Raw genomic sequence first — 19,583 nt, 5'->3', positions numbered from 1 at the left:
GGGGCGGGCCCAGTGTAGCGGTCGTTCCTGATAGCGCCCGGCCGGTGCCGACAGCCGTACCCAGACCCCCGTCTTGGCTACCGTAGGGGCATGACATCCACCGGGGCGGCGAACGATCCCGACCTTCTCCGCTCGTTGCTCGCGGATTCTGCGCTGGGTGACCGCGGTGCATTCGCGCACCTGTACGACCTCACCAGCGCGCGGATCTATGGGTTGGCATTGCGGGTCGTACGTGATCGCAACTACGCCGAAGAGGTCGTGCAGGAGGCGTATCTGCAGTTCTGGCAGAAGGCCGACGACTATCACCCGGCCCGCGGCACCGTGATCAGCTGGATGATGACCATCGCGCACCGGCGCGCGGTCGACCGGGTGCGCACCGAGGAACTGCAGACCCGCAAGTCCACCGAGTACGAATCGGCCAATCGGACACCGGGAGTCGCGGCGCCCCTGGAGATCGTCGTCGACCGGGAGGAGAGTAGCGAGCTGCGGCTGTGCCTGGATCGTCTCACTGATCTCCAGCGCGACAGCATCGAGATGTCGTACTTCAACGGCATGACCTATCCCGAGGTCGCCGAGCACATGTCGACGCCGCTGCCCACGATCAAGACGCGTATTCGCGACGGGCTGCGCAAACTTCGCAATTGCCTGAGAGGCCGGGACCATGTCTGACACCGACTGGCTCGATGAGCACATCGAACTGTATGCCGTGGACGTCCTCCCGCCCGCCGAACACGACCGGGTGACGCGAGAGCTCGACGGGCTGTCCGCGATCGAGCGACAGATCTATGACAGCCGGATCGCCGAGACACGTTCGGCCATCGTCGACTTCGCCAGCTCCTACGCGCTCGACGCGCCCTCCGGGCTGCGCGCGCGCGTGCTCGACCATGTCTTCACCGCACCCGCCGAGGGCGATGGCACCGCGACGGGTGCGGAGTCCACAGTGGTGCCGATCGATCGTGGCCGTGCCCGGCGACGCCGGCTCGCCGCGGTCGTGGCGGCCGCCGCGGCCGCGGTCGTGGTCGCGCTGGGCGCCGGAGTCCTGATCGGGCGCAGCACGGCACCGGAGCCCGCCGCACCCACGATCTCGGCTGCGCAGCAACAGACTCTCGACGTGTTGTCCGCGCCGGACGCACAGCTGGCGGTCCGCCAACTCGACGACCAGCGCGGCACGATGTCGGTGGTGACCTCACGTGAACGCAATCAGGCGGTTGCCCTGCTGCGAGACCTCCGCAACCCGATTCCGGAGGACCGCGAGTTCCAGCTCTGGCTCGTGGGCAAGGGCGATCAGCCCGTCTCGGCCGGGCTGATCCCGTCGAGTGGGGCGCAATCACCAACGCTGGTCGAGGATCTGGATTCCTCGACGGTGCTGGCCGTGACGATCGAACCACAGGGTGGTTCCCAGCAGCCGACGACGCCGATCCTCGCGCAGATCCCGATCTGACCGGCGATTCCGTGGAGACAACCCGCTTTCCCGCGGGTTGTCCTCACAGAGTTTGCAGGCGTCAGAGTTGCAGGCGGCAGAGTGGTAGGCGTCAGGGTTGCAGGCGTCAGTTGGCCGAGCGGCGATAGAGGATGACCGACAACGGGATACAGATCGCCAGGATCGCGACACTGCATCCGATCGAGTACCCGACGGCGTGGTCGGCCACCCATCCCGTCGGTGCGGGAAAGTCCGGCGGGGACGCGTTGCCGAAGCGCTGTCGGCAGGCCGTGGCGACGGCGGTCACCGGGTTCCACTCGGCGATCGGACGCAGGAATCCCGGCAGGCTCTGGGCGGAGATGAACGCGCTCGAGAGGAACGTCACCGGAAACATCCACAGGAATCCGATGCTCTGGGCCACTTCGACATTCGGTGCAGCGAGCCCGGTCACCGCACCCACCCAGGCCATGGCCAACGCGAACAGCAGGATGATGCCGAACGCGATCGCCGCGTCGGCAGCATCCCCGCGCACCCGCCATCCGATGGCCAGTCCGCAGACCACCATCACGCCCAGGCCGAGCACACCGAGCACCATGTCGGAGCTGACCCGTCCGGCGATGACACCGAGCCGCGACATCGGCAGCGACCGGAACCGATCGATGATGCCGTCGGACATGTCGCCCGCGAGTCCGACGGTCGTGAACGCCGCGTTGAACACGACGGTCTGCGTGAAGATCCCGGCCATCAGGAACTCGCGATACGACCCACCGCCGAAGGTCGCGCCGAAGACGTAGGCGAACAGGAACACGAACATCAGCGGCTGGATCGTGGCACTGATGAGCAGTGTCGGTATACGGCGGACCGTCAACAGGTTTCGTTCGACGATGACCGCGGTGTCGGCGAGCATCAGACCTTCTCCAATCGTTCGGTCGTGACGTCGGGCAGGTCCTCGCCGGAGCCCAGTCCGGGTTCGGCCCGTTCGGTGAGCGTGAGGAAGACGTCATCGAGTGTCGGTGTGGTCACCGTGGCGTCGGCGACGTCGATTCCGACACCGTCGCAGGCGCGTACCGCCTCCACCGCGCTGCGGCTGCCACCGGTGACGGGAACCGACCAGCGCCGCGCCTCCAGCTGCCGGGGCAGGCCCACGCCGATGTCACCGAGAGTGGTCGCGACGAGTGCGGTGTCGACCTCGTTGTCGAGCTCGATCGTCAGGATGGATTGTGCGGTGGTGTTCTTCAGTTCGGCAGCGGTGCCCTGGGCGCGTATCGCGCCGTGGTCGATCACCGTGATCTCGTCGGCCAGCGCGTCGGCCTCCTCGAGGTACTGGGTGGTGAGCAGCACGGTGGTGCCCGAGGCCACCTGTTCGGTGATCACCTCCCACATCTGCCGCCGGCCACGCGGGTCCAGACCTGTGGTGGGTTCGTCGAGGATCACCAGGGATGGTTCGTTGATCAGCGCGCCGGCGAGATCGAGGCGGCGGCGCATGCCCCCCGAGTACGTCCGCATCGGGCGGTCGGCGGCATCGGCGAGCTTCAGCTCGGCGATCATCGCCCGCGCCCGCTCGGCCGCGTCCCGGCGTCGATGGCCATAGAGTTGAGCCACCATCCGCAGATTCTCGAACCCGGTGAGATTCCCGTCCACGGCGGCGTATTGTCCTGAGACGCCGATCATCTCGCGTACGGTGTCCGGTTCGGCGAGGGCGTCGATGCCGTCGACGACGACCGATCCCGTATCGGGTCGCATCAGCGTGGCGACGGCCCGGACCGTGGTGGTCTTGCCGGCACCGTTGGGCCCGAGCAGCGCATGGATCGTGCCGGCGGAGACCGCGAGATCGATGCCGTTCAGAGCGCAGACGCGGGGTCCACGACCGAGCAGCCCGGAACGGAAGGTCTTGGTCACCCCACGCAACTCCAGGGCGAGTCGGGTGTTCCGGTCACTCATCGTGTGTCGTCCCATAGGCCTTCCCACTTCCTTCCATGGCCCGGATCAGGCTCGCGGGCCGCATGTCTCGCCAGTGCTCCTCGACATAGGCGAGGCAGTCGTCGTGTCCGGCGGGCCCGTGCATCGTGCGCCACCCCTCGGGCACCGCGGCGAACTCGGGCCAGAGCGAGTGCTGCCCTTCGTCATTGACGAGCACAAGGAACACGCCCTCGGTGTCGTCGAACGGATTGGTCATGCTTCCTCCTCGGTGTCGGTGTCGGTGTCGGTGTCGGTGTCGGTGTCGGTGAACGAGCTCTGCGGGGCGGTTTGGGCGGCGGTGGCGGGATCGATGGCCGATGCGTATCCGGTCACGTTCTCCGGGAGCAGCATTCGTGCGTGTGTACAGTCCACGACCACCTCGTCGACGGAGCCGGTCACGTGTTCGTGCCAGTCGTCCACGGCAGGCCGCCCGGCAGGCGGGTCGCCGGCCGCGGTCACGAAGGTCACGTCACCGCGGAACAGTCCCGGCCGCCAATGTTCGGCCAGGGGGGTGGCGGCCCGGAAGGTCTCGTGCACCGCCGCGAAATCGGACTCCGCCAGACCAGCGAGGGGGCCACCGGCCGATCGCACGGCCTGCCATGCCTCGGTGACGGTGGGCTCGTGCCCGTCCTCGCCCGCCGAGAGGCCGAACTCGCCGAGCAGTTCGGCCACCGACGGTTCGGTCGCGAGTTCTGGGCGGCCGGACAGCACGAACGAGTCCAGCAGCACCAGTTGCGCCACCTCCTCTCCGGCCGACTGCAGCGCGATCGCCATCTCATGGGCGATCAGGCCGCCCAGCGACCAGCCGACCAGGTGATAGGGGCCGTGCGGTGCGACAGACCGGATGCGGTCCACATAGTCCGCGGCCAGCTCCGAGATCGTCTGCGCGGCGGGTCGGCCGGTCAGCGTCGGATTCTGCAGCCCGTAGACGGCGCGGTCGGGCGCGACATGCGGCAGCACCGACGCGAAGCTCCACGAGAGCCCGATCGCGGGATGCACCACGAACAACGGTGGCTTGTCGCCGGCGGAACGTGGGGTTCGACGCAGGGCCAGCAGGGGATCGAAACCCACGCCGGTCGCGGCCGAGGCCGTGTCGGACCCGCTGCGCGCCCGGCGTCCGGCGGCTTCGGTGACCGCCGCGAGTTCGGCGACGGTCGGTGCCGCGAACAGGGTCTGCACGGGGATCTCACAGTCGAGCAGATCCCCGAGTCGGGCGGCGACGCCGGTCGCCATCAGCGAGTTGCCGCCGAGATCGAAGAATCCGTCGTCGGCACCGACGCCCGCATCGTCGAGCTCGAGCACATCGGCGAACACCATGGCGATCTGTTGTTCGATCCCCGGACGCGGCGCACGCGACGTAGGGGTCGCCGACGTCGTGGGCAGCGCGTCGCGGTCCAGCTTTCCGGTCGGGGTGAGCGGCACCTCGTCGAGCCGCGTGATCGACGACGGGAGCATGTGCCGCGGCAGGCGCGAACGCAGGTGTGCGCGGACGTCATCGACATCGATCGACCGGTCGGCATAGGTGGTCACATAGCTGCGCAGGGTCGGCGCACCGGCGGATGAATCGACCACCGTGACCGCGAAATCGACTGCGGGATGGCCGCCGAGAACGTCGTCGATCTCGCCCAGCTCGATGCGGAAGCCGCGGACCTGGACCTGGTTGTCGGCGCGTCCGACGTAGTCGATGCGGCCGTCCGCGGTCCAGCGCACCAGGTCGCCGGTGCGGTACATCCGGTGACCCGCATACCCGTCCCCGGTGACCATCGGAGCCGGGACGAATCGGGTCGCGGTCAGCTCGGGGCGGCCGTGATAGCCACGTGTCACCTGATCGCCCACCAGATAGAGCTCGCCGACGACGCCTGCGGGCACCGGGTGCAGTCGCCGGTCCAACACCAGCGTGCCGACCCCGTTGTTCGGGGTGCCGATCGTCAGCGGCTCATCCGGGCTCAATGCGTCACTGCCGGTGATGATCACGGTGGTCTCGGTGGGCCCGTAGACGTTGTACATGGCGCGCCCGGGTGCCCACCGGCGGACCAACTCACCGCCGAAAGCCTCGCCGCCCACGGCGAGTGCCGTCAGCTGCGGGACCGCGGCCGGGTCCATGGTGGCGACCGCCGCCGGCGTGATGAACGCATGGCTCACGTGGTGACGTTCGATGAACCGCTCGAGGTCGTGGCCGCCGTACACGCCGGGCGGCACGATCGCGAGGGTCGCGGCACCGGCGGCGGCCATCAGGAACTCCAGCACCGACGCGTCGAAACTCGGCGACGCGAAATGCAGGACACGAGAGCCGGTGTCCGGCCGCATCCGGGTGCGGAGTTCGTCGTGCACCGCGGCCAGGCCGCTGTGTGGGACCAGCACGCCCTTCGGTCGTCCGGTGGAACCGGAGGTGTAGATGATGTAGGCCAGTTGATCCAGCCGGATCGGCGCGGCGCGTTCGCTGTCACGGATGGGGGTCGGCGACGAATGGCCCAGTCGCGTGCGGGTCGACAGGTCGTCGAGCACCAGGACGGGCAGGTCGTCGTCGAAGCCGGTGCGGTGTGCCGACGTGGTGACGACGATCGACGCCCCGCTGTCGGCGAGCATGTGCCGGATCCGTTCGGACGGATAGGTGGGGTCGACGGGAACGTAGGCCGCACCGGTCTTGACGATCGCCCACACCGCGACCACCGCCTGCACCGACCGGGGAATCGCCATCGCGACAACGGTTTCCGGTTGGTCACCCACGCCTCTACCGAGCAGGACCCGCGCCAGACGGTTCGACCGGGAGTCGAGATCGGCGTAGGTGATCGCGTCACCGTCGGTGACCGCGGCCCAGCCCTCGGGATTGCGGCGTACCGCATCCGCGAGCAGGTCGCCGAACGTCGCCGGGGACGCAGCGTCGGGCCCGGTCACGGGACTCAGTGCGGCCGCTTCCAGCGGATCGGTGATCCGGATGTCCCCGACCGCGCGCAGGGGGTCGCAGATCATGGCACGGACCACCCGCAGCAGGCGGGTGACGAACTGTTCGGCCTCGGAGCGCGCGTAGCGGGTGGTCGCATAGGTGAGTTCGACGGTGGCCTGCGGTGCCGTGGACGCCATGCCGGTCACGGTGAACTGCATGTCGAACTTCGCGGTGTGCGTCCCGATCTCGTCCAGTCCGAGGGTGAGGTCGTCGGTGATGGGGATCGACTCACCGCCGGCGAGGGACGATTCGGCGAAGTCGTGTACCGACAGCGCGATCTGGAACAGCGGATGCCGGCCCATCTCGCGGGTCGGATTGACATCGGTGACGACGTCGTCGAAGGGTGCGTCGAGGTGATCGAGTGCCTCGAGGTCGGCGGCCCGGACCTCGTCGAGCAGGTTCGTGACCGACTCCTCGGGGGCCAATCGGGTGCGCAGCGCCAACGTGTTGACGAACATCCCGACGACTCGGTCGTATCCGGCGGACGAGCCGCGCGGGGCCCGGTTCGCCACCGGCGTACCGATGAGCAGGTCGTCGCCGACCCCCAGACGATGGAGCAGGACGGCCAGTGCCGTGTGCATCACAGCGAACGGGGTCGTCGCCCGGTCGCGGGCGAACTCCGCCAGTGCGACACGGAGTTCCGGGTCGATCTCGGCCGACACCGATGCGCCGCCGTGCGCCTTCGGCTCATGTCCGGGATGCACGTCGACCGTCGTCTCGGCCGGCGCGCCGGCGAGGACATCGGCCCAGTAGGCGCGATCCGCGGCGGTGGCCTCCGTCGCGCTCTCGCCGGTCACCTCCAGTGCGTAGTCCCGATAGTCGATTCCGGCCGCCGGCCATGCCTCGGCGCGGCCCCCGGCGCGCTCGGTGTAAGCGGTCACGAGGTCGCCCATCAGGACGGGCAGAGACGCGCCGTCCGCGGCGATGTGATGAATCACCAGGACGAGAGTGTGATCGTCGGGACCATCGGTGAGCACCGCGCAGCGCAGGGGTGCATCGGTGGTCACGTCCATCGGGGCCAGGAGCTCGCCGTGATGGACGGACGTCTGCGGTGTCGGGCCGAGCTCACCGACCACGGACTCGGCGTCCTCGAGGACCACACCGATGGGTGCACCGTCGACGAGCGGATAGATGGTCCGTAGCGAGGCGTGCCGGGAAACCAGATCGACCAAGGCGTCGCGGAGGACGTCGGTGTCGAGTCGCCCACTCAACCGGACTGCGAACGGCATCAGGTAGTCGGTGGCATCCGGTGCGGAGCGCGCGAGTGACCACAGTCGGCGCTGGACCGGTGCCAATGGTACCCGGGTGGGCCTGGGTTGATCGGGATGCCTTGTGGCCGAACGCTTGTCGGGTGCCGGAGCATCTGCGGGAACCCGCTTCGCCAACCCGGCGATGGACGGGGTGTCGAAGATGTCGCGGACACGCCAGTCCACTGATGGGTAGGCATGGCCGAGTCGTCCGACGACCGCGGTCGCCTGCAGCGACGTACCGCCGAGCCCGAAGAAGTCGTCGTCGGCCGACACGGTGGTGGGTTCGACGCCGAGGACCTCGGAGAGGATGTCGACGATCGCCGCCTCCGCCGGTGTGGACGGGGCCCGGCCGGCGGCGTCGCTCACCGCGACCGGCGCGGGCAGGGCGGCCCGGTCGAGCTTGCCGTTGGTGGTCAGCGGGATGCGGTCCAGGATGGTCACCGAGGAGGGCACCATCTGACGCGGCAGGCGCTCGCGCACCGTGTTCCGCAGTTCGCTGGCGGTGGGTGCGGTGGCGCCGTCGATGTCGTCCTGCACGGTCACGTACGACGCGAGGACCGCGTCAGCGCCCTCGCCGACCACCAGCGTGGTGGCGAAGTCGACGGCCGGGTGATCGGCGATTGCACCGGAGATCTCGTCGAGCTCGATGCGGTAGCCGCGCACCTTGACCTGATTGTCGGTGCGGCCGTGATAGATCAGTGCGCCGGACAACTCGCGGTGCACGATGTCACCGGTCCGGTACATCACCGATCCGTCGCCGTGCGGTGCCGCGACGAATCGGCCGGCCGTGACGTCGGGACGGGAGAGATATCCGCGTGCCACACCGGGCCCGGACAGGTACAGCTCACCGGGAACCATCGCCGGAACCGGTTGCAGCCGATGATCGAGGACCCGGGCCGTGCATCCGGGGATGGGCGTGCCGATGGTGATCGGATCACCGGCGCGCAACGGCTCGGAGATCGTCGACACGATGGTGGTCTCGGTGGGGCCGTAGTTGTTCAGGTAGCGGCGGTCCGAGCCCCACTCGGCGACGAGGGCGGGAGTGGAGGCCTCGCCGCCGACCCCGAGGCAGCGCAGCTGCGGGAGGTCCGACGTCGTCGCGGCGGCGAGTGCCGCCGGGGTGATGAATGCGTGGGTGACGCGTTGCTCGGCCATGAACTCGACGAGTTCGTCGCCGCCGTACACCGATGGCGGTGCGACGGTCATCGTCGCCCCCGTGGCGAAAGCCATCAGGAACTCGAGCATCGAGCCGTCGAAGCCGGGTGAGGCGAAGTGCAGCGTGCGATCTCCCACGCCCACCCCGTAATGCTGCTGCTGGGCGGCGGCGAAGGCGGCCAGGCCGCGATGGGTCACCGTGACACCCTTGGGCTTTCCGGTCGATCCGCTGGTGTAGACGATGTAGGCGACGGTGTCCGGGTTGCGGCGGACATCGCCCGGCCCGATCCGGCTGACATCGGTAGCGGCGTCGGCGACATCGAGCTCATCGGTGGTGAGCCACCACAGGTCACGCGACAGGTCCCCGAATCGATCCGGATCGGTGATCCCGACCAGCGCCTGTGCGTCGTCGAGCATGAGCCGCAGCCGATCTGCCGGGTATCGCGGGTCGAGCGGCAGCACCGCGGCGCCCGTGCGGGTGATCGCCCAGGTGGCGACCACCGATTCCGCCGACCGGTCCAGGGCGACGGCGACCACGTCCTCAGCACCGATCCCCAGGACGGTGAGCCGGTTCGCCCACAGCTGCGCGCGCCGGTCCAGTTCGGCGTAGGTGAGCGAGGTCGCGCCGTCGCACAGGGCCACCGCGGTCGGATGGGCGCCGACGGTGTCGGCGAGGATGTCGGCGAGATGACGCGGCGGGCGCAGAGCTGCCTCGGGGTGCGCGACGTCCACCGTCAGCGGCAGCTCGTCGATGGGACGGTCGGGACTCGCGACGATCTGACGGCTCAAGGTGAGCAGGCCCTCGGCGATGGCCTCGACCCGTGCACGGCTGAACACGTCGGTGGCGTAGGTGAACCGGATGGTGTCGCCGCGCAGCCTCATCTCGAGGTCGAAGCGCGCGGCGCCGGTGTCCACCTCCTCGGCGGAGACCTCGAGACCGTCGAGATGTAGGTCGACACCCAGCCCGGAGGTCGTCGACCCGGCGTCGGCATCGAAGGCCAACGCGATCGAGAAGATCGGATGGCGTCCGGTGCGTGGCGGGTTGACGGCCGCGACGACGTTCTCGAACGGCATGTCGGCCTGCGACAGCGCCTCGAGATCGCGTGGCCGGATCTCGTCGAGCAGTCCGGTGAAGCCGGCCGAGCCGTCGACCGGCGTCCGCAGCACCACCGAGTTGACGAACATGCCGACGAGATCGGACAGGCGGGGATCGGTCCGCCCGGCGACCGGGGTACCGATCACGACATCGGACGGTGCCCCCGTGACGTGTGTGTCGGGGTCGGCGTGCAGCCGGTGCAGCAGGGCGGCGAACACGGCGTGGATGGTCATGAACTCGGTGGTCCGGCCGCCCGCGATCGCGCGGAGCGCCGAGCGGAGTCCACTGTCGAACTCGACGTCGACGACCCCCGCGGCGGCGCTCATCTCGCCCGCGGCGGATTCCGCGTCGGGGATCAGGATGGGGGTGAAGTCGAGACCGTCGAGTTCTCGACTCCACCACCCGGCCAGCTCGTCGAGCCGGCCTTCCAGATTCTCGGCCTGCCACCGGAGATAATCGCGGTAGCCGACCGGAAGCGGCGCCTGCGACGGTGATCGACCGTCACGCAGGTCCGCGTAGGCGCCGGCGATGTCACGCGCGAGCGGCGCCATCGACCATCCGTCGGCAGCGATGTGATGCACGACGATGGTCAGCTTGTGATGCGAGCCCGCCGCCGGCTGTGCGCCGTCGGGCTCCGCGATGATGCGATGCAGCATGACGCGCAGCGGGGCCTCGCAGGTGAGATCGAAGGCAGTGCGGGCCAGGCTTTGTGCGGCGGTCGCCCACTCCTCTGACCGGATGTCCGTCGGCGACAGCTCGCCGCACACGTCGTCGGCGGAGCGGATGTCGACGACCGGTGTGCCGTCAGGCGCCGGATAGACCGTGCGCAGCGGTTCGTGCCGCTCGACCGCATGCCGCAGTGCGCCGCCGAGGGCGGCCACGTCGAGATCGCCACGCAGGTCGAGGGCGAACGCGATGTTGTACTGGCCCGAGCTCTGCGGTTCGGTGTCCGGGGCATCGTCGCCGGAACGCCGCTGCCCGAGCTGATTGAGGAACCACAACTGTTGCTGCGCCGGCCCCGGGGCGATGACCAGATCGGGGTCGTGGCGCAGTGTCGCGAGTGGGCGGGGATCGGCGACATCGGTGGCGTCCTCGCCGGGTGCGGCGAGCTCGGCGAGGGCGGCGATCGTCGAGTGATCGAAGATGTCGCGGACCGCGATCCGCCGGCCGCCGATCTGCTCGATCCTGCTCACGATCTGGGTGGCGGACAACGAGTTCCCGCCCAGTTCGAAGAAGTCGTGTTCGCGTCCGATGTCGGCGACGTCGAGTCCGAGCTGCTCGGCGACGATCTGCGCGATCGCCCGCTCCGTGTCGGTCCGCAGGGCGACGGTCTCGACGTCGCTGACGGTGGAGCCGGCCGCGGTGGCGGGATCGGGGAGGGCGCGCAGATCGACCTTGCCGATGGGCGTGGTCGGGATCTCGTCGAGCTCGATGATGGTGTGCGGCACCATGTGGCGGGGCAGGCGCCCGGCCAGGCGTTCCCGGATGGCCCGGGTGACGTCGGCGGCCGTCCGCGGGGCCGCGCCAGTGCTTCGGTCGTCGACGGTGACGTAGGACACGAGGCGTGCCTGCGCACCGTCTCCGGTCGTGATGGTCACCGCGGCGCGGACGGAGTCGTCGGCGACGAGCGCCGCATCGATCTCACCCAATTCGATGCGGTGACCGCGGATCTTGGTCTGATGGTCGGCCCGGCCCCGGAACTCGAGTTCGCGGTCGGTGGTCCAGCGCACGAGGTCGCCGGTGCGATACATCCGGTCACCCGGGTCGCCGTAGGGGTTGGCGACGAAACGCTTGGAGGTCAGCGGTCGCACACCGTGATAGCCGCGGGCCAGGTGGGTGCCGGCGATGTACAGCTCGCCGACCGCGCCCGGCGTGACGGGCCGCAGTCGCTCGTCGAGCACCATCGCGGCGATCCCGCGGATCGGACGTCCGATGGTCACGGCCGGGTCGTCGGGGCTGATGTCCTCGGAGATGGTGGCGACCACGGTGGTCTCGGTCGGGCCGTAGGCGTTGAACATCGCACGGCCCGCCGACCAGCGGCGCACCACCTCGGCGTTCGGATGCTCGCCACCGATGACCAGCGCCGCCAGATCGGGGAGTTCGTCGGGGGACATCGTCGTGAGCAGTGACGGCGTCAGGAATGCGTGGGTGATGCGTTCGGATCGCATGAGGTGGGCCAATTCCGGGCCCCCGACGATGGTCGGCGGGGCCACATGCATCGTCGCCGCCGCGGAGACGGCCATCAACACCTCGAGCACGGACGCGTCGAAACTCGGAGACGCGAGATGCAGGGTCCGCGAGCGCGGGGTGATCCCGAAGTGGGTCACCTGTTGTGCCGCGAAATCCGCGAGGCCCCGGTGGCTGACCACGACGCCCTTCGGGGTGCCGGTGGTTCCCGAGGTGTAGATCAGATACGCCGGGTGGTCGACCGCGGTGGGTGCGCGCAGCTCGTCACCACGGATCGAAGTGTCCGGGAAAGCCTGTCGGGCGGTGGCCGTCTCGGGATCGTCGAGCAGCAGGACGTCGATCGGGGGACCGCCGTCTTCGACGGGTTCGAGCGCGGGCGCGGACGCACGCTCGGCGATCAGGAGACCGGTGCCGGAGTCACCGAGCATGAAACCGATGCGCTCGGCGGGGTAGTTCGGATCGACGGGGACCCACGCCGCGCCGGTGCGGGTGATGGCCCACAGGGTGACCATCCAGTCGACGCTGCGGGGTAGCGACACCGCCACATAGCGTTCCGGACCGGCGCCGTGCGCGATCAGCAGCCGCGCGAGCCGATTGGCCGCCGCGTCGAGTTCGCGATACGTGAGCGCGGATGTCCCGTCGTGCACCGCGATCCGGTCGGGCTCGGCGTCGACGGCGCGGGCGAGGATGCGGCTCAGGTGTTCGACGGGGCGCCGCCCGGCGCCGACCGCGGGAAGCAGATCGAGTTGTTCATGGGGGTCGAGCAGCTGGATGTCGCCGACGGTGATGTCGGGGGAAGCGGTGACCGCATCGATCAGACGGATCAGCCGGGTGGACAGGGCCGAGACCGTGCGGCGGTCGAACAGCGCTGTCGCATAGTCGATGTCGATGCCCATTCCGCCGGGATTCCCATCGGCGTCGGTGTGCTCGGTGAAGGTGAACTGCAGGTCGAATTTGGTCTGTCCGATCTCGACCCGGGACGCGGTGGCGGACAGTCCGGCGAACTCCAGCTCGATCGCCGAGCTGTCCTCGACCGCGACGGACACCTGGAAGAAGGGATGCAGGTTGCCGGACCGCTCGGGATTCAGTTCGGTGACGAGGCGGTCGAAGGGAAGGTCCGCGTGCGCGAAGGCTGCCAGATCGGTGTCGCGGACCTGCGCCACCAGGTCGGTGAAGGCGCCGGCCTTGTCCACCTGGGTGCGCAGGGCCACCGTGTTGACGAACATACCGACGAGGCCGTCTGTCTCGGCGTCGCCGCGTCCGGAGACGGGCGTGCCGACGGTGATGTCGGGGTTGGTGGACAGCGTGCGCAGGAGTGCGGCGACTGCGGAGTGGAGCACCATGAAGGTCGTCGCGTCGTTGTCGGCGGCGAGCTTGCGCAGTCCGTGGTGGCGCGGTGCCGGGATTCCGGCGTGCAATGTGGCGCCGGCCGGGTCGGGGGTACGCGGGCGCGGCCGGTCGAAGGGGAGTTCGGTCTCCCGCGGTGCGTCGGCCAGGCGCTCGGTCCAGTACGCGAGGTCGGCACCGGCGGGCGATCCGGGGCTCGTGTCCTCGAGCCAGGCGTTACGGGCGGCACTCACCTGCGAATAGGTCGTCGGCAGCGCAGGCCAATCCGGTTCGTCGCCGTCGCGGCGGGCGCGGTATGCGGTCGCGAGGTCGGCGGCCAGCGGTGCCAGCGACCAGCCGTCTGCAGCGATGTGATGGATGACGACGGTGAGCCGGTGGTCGTCGTCGCCGGTGCGGACCAGTCGCGCCCGCATCGGCATCGAGGATGCGAGATCGAAGGGGATCGAGGCGTAGTCGCGCGCGCTGCAGATCTCGGACTCGGTTGCGTCCAGCAGAGTGAGAGGCACGTGCGCCTGCGCCGCGTCGGTCACCTCGGCGTAGGCGACGCCGTCACGCTCGGTCACCGTGGTGCGCAACGGCTCGTGGCGGGCGACGACATCGCGCAACGCGGCGCCCAGTGCGGTGACGTCGAGTTCGCCGACGAGCCGCACCGTGAACGGGATGTTGTAGGTGGCTGCGGCGTCCGGGTCGAGACGCGCGGCCAGCCAGAGCCGGTACTGCGCAGGCGACAAGGGGATCGGGCCGTCGGCAGGGGCGTGAGCGCCGGTCTCGGTCGCCGTCACCGACCGTAGCGTCTCCTCGTCGACGCCGAGTGCGGTGATGCTGTCGGCGATTCCACGCACGGAGGTGGCGTCGAAGACGGTGCGGAGATCGATTCGCTCGCCGGTGGCCCGGGAGAGTCGGGCGGCCACCCGGGTCGCCGACAGTGAGTTGCCGCCGACGGCGAAGAAGTTGTCCGACATGGAGATCTGTCCCACGCCGAGAACCGCTGCGACGGTGTCGGCGACGAGGCGCTCGATCCGCCCGGTCGGTGCGACATGGTCGACGATCTCGGGGCGTGCCGGCGCCGGTAGTGCACGGCGGTCGAGCTTGCCGTTGGCGGTGGTGGGCAATTCGTCGAGCACGACGATCATGGTCGGCACCATGTGCTCGGGCAGGTGCCCGCTCATCTCGGTGCGCAGATCGCGGTCGGTCAGTGCCGACTCGCCGCTGACATAGCCGATGACGGCAGCCGAGTCCGCGATCACGTCGTCGCGGACGAGCACACCGGCGGCGCGGACACCGTCCAGTCGACTCAGTGCCGCCTCGATCTCGCCGAGTTCGACGCGCTGTCCGCGGATCTTCACCTGGGAGTCGGTGCGGCCCAGGTACTCCAACTCGCCGTCGGTGCGGCGCCGCACGAGGTCGCCGGTTCGGTACAGGCGGCGGCCCGCGCCGTGCGGGTCGGCGACGAAGCGGGTCGCGGTGAGGTCGGGACGGTTCCGATAGCCGCGGGCGAGCTGGATGCCGGCGAGGTAGAGCTCCCCGACGGCGCCGATCGGCTGCGGTTGGAGCCGGTGGTCGAGCACATGCACGCCGGTGTTCCAGACGGGTGCGCCGATCGGCAGGGTGCCGGCATCGGCGGAGCAGTCGTCGTGGAAGGTGACGTCGACGGCCGCCTCGGTGGGGCCGTACAGATTGTGCACCGGGGCGTCGGTGAGCCGTCCGATGGCGGCGACGGTCTCCGGCGTGAGCGCCTCACCGCTGGTGACGATCCGGCGCAGTGAGCCCAGATCCGCGGGGGCATGATCGTCGGTACCGAGTGCGGCGGCGAACGCCGACAACATCGACGGGACGAAATGTGTGGTGGTGATGGCATGTTCGGCGATCACGTCGCGCAGATACCAGGGATCGCGATGCCCGTCGGGCCGCGGGACGACCAGTGCCGCTCCGGTGATCATGGGCCAGTAGAACTCCCACACCGAGACGTCGAAGGTTGCGGGGGTCTTCTGCAGGACCCGGTCGGAGCCGTCGAGGCCGTACCGGGACTGCATCCACCGCAGCCGGTTGACGATGGCGCGATGACTGATCATGACGCCCTTGGGCTTTCCGGTCGAGCCGGACGTGAACAGCACGTAGGCCGGATGGTCGGGATGCAGCCGACGGCCGGCGCGCGGTGCGCTCACGGCGTGCCGGCCGTGACCGGGGGACGCGTCGTCGCGTAGCTCGTCGAGGCCCACCGTCGAGACATCGTGGCCGGTGAGCGCGATGCCGTCGCCGGTGATCACGACCGTCGGCCGGGCGATGTCGAGGATGTGCGCCAGTCGCGCGGACGGCTCGCCCGGATCGATCGGCAGGAACGCGCCGCCGGCGAGTGTCACCGCGTGCAGCGCCACGATCTGCTCGACGCTGCGTGGCAGCGCCACACCGACGACCGATTCCGGGCCGATGCCGCGGGCACGGAGACCGGCCGCGACCGACTCGGCATGGGCCGCGAACTCGTTGTGACGGAGCGACATGCCGCTGTCGGCGTCGACGATCGCGGTCTGGTCGCCGTGGCGTTGTGCGGCCTCGGTGAGGAGGTCGACCAGGGTGGCCTCGCCGAGTTCGACCCTCTCGCCGGTGGCGAATCGGTCGATCTCGGCAGCCTCGTTCGCGGCGACCAACCCGATGGAGGGGATCGACATCTCGGCGTCCGCCGAGACGAATCGCTCGACGAACGACACGATCCGATCATGATGCTGTGCGATCTCCTGCGGCGCATACACATTCGGGTTCGCCTCGAGATCCAGGCGCATGCCGCCGGTGAAACCGTCGTAGACGTTGATCGATGCGTCTTCCACAGGGCCCGTGGACAATACGTTCAGCTCACCGCGCAGTGTGCCGAAGTCGATGTGCTCGAAGAAGAGCATCACGTTGACCATCGGGCCGAAGAAGCCGCGACGGCCGCCCGGCGATCCGAGGACGGCGCCGGTGATGTCCTCGTGGCGGAACTTCTGGTGGCGTACGGCCTGTTTGACGTCGGCGTTCACGGTGCGGAGAAAATCGCCGACGGTGACGGGCCGATCGTCGGCCGCGGTGATGCGGGCGCGTACCGGGACGACGTTGGAGGTCAGGCCGGCGGAGGTGCGCAGGATCTCGTGATCGCGCGCGGCGACCGGCAGACTCAGCATCGACTGGTCGCGGTCGGTGAACCGGGCCAGATAGGCGGCGACCGCCGCCGTGATGACCGAGGCGGGCCGGACGTGGTGAGCATCGGCCATGGCGCGGATGCGGTCGACGACCGCTTGGGGCAGGGTGTGGGCGCGGACGGTCGCGGTTTTCGCCGCGGCTGCGGTGGTCGATGACAGTGACGTGATCTCCGGCAGTGCTCCCGAGGGTTCGAGCAGGTGCTCGGTCCAATGGCGGCGATCGTCGTCGAATGCGGCCGACGAGCGATACTCCGCGTCGAGTGCCGCGATCTTCGCCATCGACGCGATATCGGCGGGCGGGACGTCGGTGCCATCGACGATGGCGGTGTAGTGCTGGGCGACCCGCAGCATCATGTACATCGCGGCGTAGCCGTCGAAGGCCAGGTGATGGCCCCAGCAGTACCAGATGTGGTGCTTCTCGCCGAGGCGAAGCAGGTGGGTCTCGAGCAGGTGGTCGTGGTACAGGTCGGTGGCCTGCGAGCGGTGTGCGTCGATCCACTCCAGCGCCGCGGAGCGCGGGTCGTCGGCGTCGGCGAAGTCGTGTCGGCCGAGGGGCACCATCCGTTGGGGGTCGACGAGCGCCATCGGCTCGCCGTCCTCGGTGTCGACGAGGCGGAGCAGACCCGACTCGGTCTCTTCGCACGTCGCGGCCACGGCGCGCTCCATGACGTCGGCGTCGACGGCATCGCGGAACTCGGCAAACGCCGCCACCGACATGGGCACGTCGGGGTCGAGCTGCTGGGCGTAGAAGATGCCGCGCTGGGCGGCGGTCATCGGAATCGCTTTCGCGGTGTCCCAGTCCTGGTGGTGTGCAGTGGTGCGGATGACGTCGTCGGTGGTCACGCAGTCCTCCCTCGTCTCGGCAGTTCGCCCCGGCCGGTGTGCCGTGCGTTTGCCGTCATGGGGGGCTTCGCGTGAGATGGGGGCGCAGATTGGTCTCGAATTCGGGTGAAATCCCAACCTGACGGACCGAATCCGACATTCCGCCCACGGCACCCGCGACTGCGCCGACAGAACCCGGAATCGCGCCGACAGAACCTCCGACCGCGCCGACAGAACCCGGAATCGCGCCGACAGAACCTCCGACCGCGCCGACAGAACCCGGAATCGCGCCGACGGAACCCCCGACCGCGCCGACGGAACCCCCGACCGCGCCGACGGAACCCCCGACCGCGCCGACAGAACCCGGAATCGCGCCGACAGAACCCACAATCCCGGAGGCGCTACCCTGGACGAGCGCCGCGTACCGCACGGATTTGGTTCGGACCTGCGGTTTCCCCTACACTTGTGGGGTTGCCTGCGGCATTGACGTGCCGCAATTCGGTTCGCGAACCCACTGGGATGGCCGCACTGACGTCAGCGTCAGCGCAAAACCCCAGGCAGGCGCGTGTCCGGTGGGCGACAGACCGTGTGCGTCGGGTCGGCAATCCGGCGGACATCAACATCCAGGTCAAGGAGATTGACGAGTGATTCAGCAGGAATCTCGCCTGCGGGTCGCCGACAACACCGGTGCGAAGGAAATCCTCTGCATCCGCGTGTTGGGCGGTTCCTCGCGGCGCTACGCCGGCATTGGTGACGTGATCGTCGCCACTGTCAAAGACGCCATCCCGGGCGGCAACGTCAAAAAGGGTGAGGTCGTCAAGGCGGTCATCGTGCGCACCACCAAGGAGCGCCGTCGTGCGGACGGAAGCTACATCCGTTTCGACGAGAACGCCGCCGTCATCCTCAAGGGTGAGAGCGACCCCCGTGGTACCCGCATCTTCGGCCCGGTCGGCCGTGAGCTGCGTGAGAAGAAGTTCATGAAGATCGTGTCGCTGGCACCGGAGGTGATCTGACATGAAGGTGCACAAGGGTGACACCGTGATCGTCATCTCGGGCAAGGACAAGGGCGCCAAGGGCAAGGTCATCCAGGCCTTCCCGAAGGAGCAGCGTGTCCTGGTCGAGGGCGTGAACCGAATCAAGAAGCACACCGCTGCCTCGGCGAACGAGCGCGGGGCTGCCTCCGGCGGCATCGTGACCCAGGAAGCCTCGATCCACGTGTCGAACGTGATGGTCGTGGACTCCGACGGAAACCCGACACGCGTGGGCTACCGCGTGGACGAGGAGACCGGCAAGAAGGTCCGGATTTCCCGCAAAAACGGGAAGGACATCTGACATGACCAGCACCGAGACCAAAGTTGTGCCCCGCCTGAAGACTCGCTACCGCGAGGAGATCAAGGCCGAGCTCAACAAAGAATTCAGCTACGACAACGTCATGCAGATCCCGGGCGTCGTCAAGGTTGTCGTGAACATGGGTGTGGGCGACGCGGCCCGCGACGCAAAGCTGATCAACGGCGCGGTCGAGGACCTCGCACTGATCACCGGTCAGCGTCCGGAGATCCGTCGCGCCCGCAAGTCCATCGCGCAGTTCAAGCTGCGTGAGGGCATGCCGATCGGTGCCCGCGCCACGTTGCGCGGCGACCGTATGTGGGAGTTCCTGGACCGCCTCGTGTCCATCGCGCTTCCCCGTATCCGCGACTTCCGCGGACTGTCGGACCGCCAGTTCGACGGCAACGGCAACTACACCTTCGGTCTGAACGAGCAGTCGATGTTCCACGAGATCAACATCGACAAGATCGACCGGCCGCGGGGTATGGACATCACCGTCGTCACCTCGGCCACCACCGACGAGGAAGGCCGCGCGCTGCTGCGCCACCTGGGCTTCCCGTTCAAAGACAACTCCGTGAAGGACAACTGACATGGCAAAGAAGGCTCTGGTCAACAAGGCCAACAAGAAGCCCAAGTTCGCCGTGCGGGGCTACACCCGGTGCAACAAGTGCGGTCGCCCGCACTCGGTGTTCCGCAAGTTCGGCCTGTGCCGTGTGTGCCTGCGCGAGATGGCACACGCCGGCGAGCTCCCGGGCGTGCAGAAGTCCAGCTGGTGAGCTGACTTCGCGACGTACTGACGCCGAAAGGCCCCGCTTTCCCGGTGGAAAGCGGGGCCTTTCCCGTGCTCGCTCCCTCGTTTCGTATCCGCGGGCTCGATCGAAGCGGATTTCAAACGAGGGAGCGAGCA

Annotated in this window: 10 protein-coding genes; 6 read left to right on the top strand and 4 right to left on the bottom strand. The window is 68.8% G+C overall.

Annotated features, from left to right (window positions below; translation table 11 throughout):
• Positions 1–90: 90 nt before the first annotated feature.
• On the top strand, positions 91–669 hold the full coding sequence (gene sigK / locus ACVT6V_RS25205) for an ECF RNA polymerase sigma factor SigK (protein ID WP_489896810.1): 579 nt from the start codon (positions 91–93) through the stop codon (positions 667–669).
• Positions 662–1,441 carry an anti-sigma factor gene (locus tag ACVT6V_RS25200; protein WP_489896809.1) on the top strand — a complete coding sequence of 260 codons (780 nt, stop codon included), beginning with the start codon at positions 662–664 and terminating at the stop codon, positions 1,439–1,441. Before sigK ends, ACVT6V_RS25200 begins: the two co-directional genes overlap by 8 nt.
• Positions 1,442–1,547: 106 nt before the next feature.
• Here ACVT6V_RS25200 and ACVT6V_RS25195 read toward each other — a convergent pair whose 3' ends face one another.
• From ACVT6V_RS25195 to ACVT6V_RS25180, 4 genes are read right to left on the bottom strand one after another with little or no spacing between them, the layout of a single operon-like run.
• On the bottom strand, positions 1,548–2,327 hold the full coding sequence (locus ACVT6V_RS25195) for an ABC transporter permease (RefSeq protein WP_489896808.1): 780 nt from the start codon (positions 2,325–2,327) through the stop codon (positions 1,548–1,550).
• The gene (locus ACVT6V_RS25190; RefSeq protein ID WP_489896807.1) at positions 2,327–3,376 is read right to left on the bottom strand and encodes an ABC transporter ATP-binding protein; all 1,050 of its coding nucleotides are present in this window, start codon (positions 3,374–3,376) and stop codon (positions 2,327–2,329) included. Before ACVT6V_RS25190 ends, ACVT6V_RS25195 begins: the two co-directional genes overlap by 1 nt.
• Entirely contained in the window at positions 3,354–3,596 is a 243-nt protein-coding gene (locus ACVT6V_RS25185; RefSeq protein WP_489896806.1) for an MbtH family protein, read from the bottom strand. Before ACVT6V_RS25185 ends, ACVT6V_RS25190 begins: the two co-directional genes overlap by 23 nt.
• A complete protein-coding gene (locus tag ACVT6V_RS25180; protein ID WP_489896805.1) occupies positions 3,593–17,371 on the bottom strand; it encodes a non-ribosomal peptide synthetase in 13,779 nt (4,592 codons plus the stop codon). Before ACVT6V_RS25180 ends, ACVT6V_RS25185 begins: the two co-directional genes overlap by 4 nt.
• Before the next feature lie 623 nt (positions 17,372–17,994).
• Between ACVT6V_RS25180 and rplN the strand changes: the two genes are divergently transcribed.
• From rplN to ACVT6V_RS25160, 4 genes are read left to right on the top strand one after another with little or no spacing between them, the layout of a single operon-like run.
• Positions 17,995–18,363: a 50S ribosomal protein L14 gene (rplN, locus tag ACVT6V_RS25175; protein ID WP_004019493.1), complete on the top strand. Its 369-nt coding sequence runs from the start codon at positions 17,995–17,997 to the stop codon at positions 18,361–18,363.
• A 1-nt stretch (position 18,364) separates the two neighbouring features.
• Positions 18,365–18,682 (top strand): 50S ribosomal protein L24, encoded by a 318-nt coding sequence (gene rplX / locus ACVT6V_RS25170; protein ID WP_489896804.1) that lies wholly within the window; start codon positions 18,365–18,367, stop codon positions 18,680–18,682.
• Between the two features lies 1 nt (position 18,683).
• Entirely contained in the window at positions 18,684–19,265 is a 582-nt protein-coding gene (rplE, locus tag ACVT6V_RS25165; protein WP_489896803.1) for a 50S ribosomal protein L5, read from the top strand.
• Between the two features lies 1 nt (position 19,266).
• Positions 19,267–19,452 (top strand): type Z 30S ribosomal protein S14, encoded by a 186-nt coding sequence (locus ACVT6V_RS25160; protein ID WP_006338055.1) that lies wholly within the window; start codon positions 19,267–19,269, stop codon positions 19,450–19,452.
• The last annotated feature ends 131 nt before the right edge of the window (positions 19,453–19,583 follow it).

The sequence above is a fragment of the Gordonia sp. LMA167 genome, from assembly GCF_058130025.1.
Note: the sequence above shows the minus strand (reverse complement) of the source record. Positions and strands in the feature narration are given on the sequence as shown.